Below are 3423 nucleotides of genomic sequence, written 5' to 3'. Positions count from 1 at the left end.
CGGATAATTAGTTTATCATATGCGGTAAATTAACTTTTTAGTTTGCGGGTAATTGTGAATAAAAATTTTAAATTAAAATTTTTATGAAAAAACTTTATTTTTTCATAAAAATTTTATTTTTTTACTTGATAAATTGAGCTTTTATTTTATTTTGGAGTGTAATGTTAATAGTAAATTTACCGTCAGTTAAGTCGGTAATTTAAATATATAAAAGTTAATGAATAATTTTGTTTACTTCATGTTTCCAATTTAGACCAAGTTTGAGTTGATTTAGTTTTTGCCATACTAATTTATCGAAACTTTCAGGATCCATGTTTAAAAGTATGTGATTTGGATAAGTACGTATTATCCATGCTGCCATGGTATGTCTACGTTGATCTAAAGGAAGTGTTGTAAGTTTTTTTATTCTTTTTGCTCTTGTGGCTTTTTCTCTTCTATATTTTAATGTAGCTATATTCATTTGTTCATACCAATATTCTCTTGTTTTACGTAATGTAATATAGTTGCTGGATTTAATCATACTGTTAATTTTTGAGTCAAGACGCATATTTCGTTGATATATTATTTTATCTATATTAACTCCACATAATTTCCAAAATCTTTCTGTTAATATGATATGACAAGGCATCCAATATTTTTTTACTGGGTCCCATTTGAGATTAGGTAGTTCGCATAAACCGTAACGTGCCATTTCAGGTAGCAAACGTGATAAACGTGATGTAGTTACTTTTGTTTCTTGAATTACTTCTTTTTTTTCGTTTTTAGGACTTAGTTCATTTGCTAGTTTAGTTATATTAATTGTTACTATCCAGCTACCTAAATCAACTTTCTGAATTAATAATGGAAAGATGGCGTCAATAAGTGCTTTTTTTTCTGGTCTGAAATCTCTTTTACGACCAGCAATTTTACGTAGTTTTAAAAAATATGGATCAAGTGATATACGGCGGCGTAAAGAAGATGTACCATTTTTTTTATTTTTTATTACTAGTTGACGCATTGCGTGACCTAATTCACCTGGAAGTGGTTTATAGTTTGTAGGTGCAAACCATTCTGGTTTGGGGCATTTACAAGTTACAGAATGATTGCCTCTTATGCGTTTACTTTGTTTTATTTGTTTTTGTTCTATTTTAATTTGATTGTTCATTATGTGCTATACTTATGTCAGAAAAAGGTTGTTTTTAAATACATTAATTATAATTTTTGTTAGGTTTTAAATGTGCTTATAATCTCTTGTTTCTTTGTTTCTATCAATTAGATTCTTGGGATCAAGGGATTTATGCATGTTAATTTTTTAATGGGTTTTTTGTTTTAATGAAGTATAATTAATTTTTTTTCCTTTCTTTAATCAAAATATATTATGTAATAATTTTCTTATTTTGATATCTTTATAAATATTTAGAGAATTTTTAATTAACTGGAAATTTTTCTATTTTTTTTTATTAATAATTATATTATACAATTATATTTCATTTTGTTTCTTTAATTTTTTGTTTTTAGAATATTTATTTAAAAACTAATGATATATTATTTTATGAGATTATGAAAATATTTTTTTTTGTTAGTCTTAATATATTTTTTAAGAAATTTTATATTTTGTTTTTTAGAATGGTTTTTTATTTTTTAGGAAAAACTTGTTTTTTTATTTTTTATTAGAAATGTTTATCATTAATACTTTATTTGTTGTTATATTTTATTAATTAGTTTGATTTTAATTGATAATTATGTATTTTAATTTTATTATTTTTTTTTTATTTGTTCTACTTATGTCAATTTGTTATTTAATATTGCAAAAATGATGATTTTTGCAATATAATCTATTGTTAATGTTTATAAATTGGTATTTTTTAGTAAATTTTGTTTGTTTTTCATTTGTTTATTTAAGATATAAAATTAAGTTTTCTTTAAAATATTATCTTATGGTAATTTAATATGCGAATTGGTTATGCTAGGGTATCTACACAAGATCAGGATACTAGTATGCAGGTTTCTTTTTTGAAGGAATCTGGCTGTAAGCAAGTGTATGAAGATAAAATATCAGCAGACTGTTGGAATAGGCCTGGTTTAATTCAAGTAATTAATCATCTTGGTCCTGGAGATGTTTTGGTAGTTTGGAAATTGGATAGATTATCTCGTTCTTTAAAAGATTTGCTGATATTTTTGGATAAAGTTCAGCTAGCTGGAGCTCAATTTGAGAGTCTTACAGAGACAATTAATACAAAAACTCCAGCGGGACGTATGATGATGCAAATAGTTGGTTCTTTTGCTGAATTTGAACGTGCTGTGTTGTGTGAACGTACTATTATTGGTTTACAAGCTGCTCGTAAAGAAGGTAGAATCGGTGGGCGAAGACCTAAATTAAGTTTACAACAACAAAAAGAGGTTGTTGAGTTAGTTCGTTCTGGTAAAAAAACTGCTGCTAATATGGCTAAATTATTTAATGTACATCCTTCAACTATATGTAGGTTATTGCATAGAAATTTATTAGTTAAAAATTGATTATTTTTTGTGGGATAAATCTTTTTTGTTTACTTGAAAATTTATTTAATATCCCAATAGTGATTTATAATGGTTTTGATATGTTTTTAAGCGTTAAAGGAGGATAATATGTCATATCGTTCTTTCTCTCTTATGCCTTCATTTAGTAATAATTTGTTTTCTGATCGTTTTACTCAAATGGATAATTTGTTTAGTCGAATTACTGGTGAAAAACCTTTAATGGATACTCCTTCCTATAATTTATTACAAAAAGATAAAGATAATTATGAGTTGGTCATTAGTGTGCCTGGTTATTCACAGAATGAATTAGATATTTCTATTCTTAATAATCAATTGACTATAAGTGGTAAGCTTTCTGTTTCTAATACTGGTAAAAATGAGCTTAATAAAAATGAGCTTAATAAAGATAAATTTTTTAGATGGTTACATCAGGGTATCAAAAGAAGTGATTTTTCTTTGAGTTTTAATCTTGAGCATAGGATTAATATTAATTATTCTGTTTTGTGTAATGGTTTATTGATTCTTCGTTTTACTTATGATATTCCTGAAAGAGAGAAACCTCAAAAGGTTTCTATTGGTTTACAGAATGATTTAAATCGTGTTATTGAACATCATGGTTCTTAATGTGTTATAGATTTTTTATTCGTTTTTGTTATATAAAAAGACGCTCCATATTTGGAGCGTTTTTTTTTGTGTTTTTGAAATATAGTTTTGTTTTTTTCTTTTTTTTGTTAAAGATATTATTTGACAGAAATATTATTTTTCTTTAATGAATTAAATCTTTTTTTACGACTATATTGCGGATAATTAGTTTATCATATGCGGTAAATTAACTTTTTAGTTTGCGGGTAATTGTGAATAAAAATTTTAAATTAAAATTTTTATGAAAAAACTTTATTTTTTCATAAAAATTTTATTTTTTTACTT

3 protein-coding genes are annotated in these 3423 nt (G+C 25.2%); 2 read left to right on the top strand and 1 reads right to left on the bottom strand.

Going from position 1 to position 3423, the window contains the following annotated elements; all coding sequences use genetic code 11:
- Window positions 1-214 precede the first annotated feature (214 nt).
- On the bottom strand, window positions 215-1144 hold the full coding sequence (repA, locus tag CRV12_RS00100; RefSeq protein ID WP_136130624.1) for a plasmid replication initiator RepA: 930 nt from the start codon (window positions 1142-1144) through the stop codon (window positions 215-217).
- A gap of 785 nt (window positions 1145-1929) precedes the next feature.
- Between repA and CRV12_RS00095 the strand changes: the two genes are divergently transcribed.
- A complete protein-coding gene (locus tag CRV12_RS00095; RefSeq protein WP_136130623.1) occupies window positions 1930-2496 on the top strand; it encodes a recombinase family protein in 567 nt (188 codons plus the stop codon).
- A 108-nt stretch (window positions 2497-2604) separates the two neighbouring features.
- Window positions 2605-3120, top strand: a complete 516-nt coding sequence (locus CRV12_RS00090; RefSeq protein ID WP_136130622.1) for an Hsp20 family protein — start codon at window positions 2605-2607, stop codon at window positions 3118-3120.
- Window positions 3121-3423: the final 303 nt, after the last annotated feature.

This window comes from Candidatus Pantoea edessiphila, assembly GCF_002933315.1.
GTDB lineage: Bacteria > Pseudomonadota > Gammaproteobacteria > Enterobacterales > Enterobacteriaceae > Pantoea_C.
The sequence above is the reverse complement of the archived record's forward strand: the minus strand, read 5'-3'. Positions and strand labels throughout refer to the sequence as shown.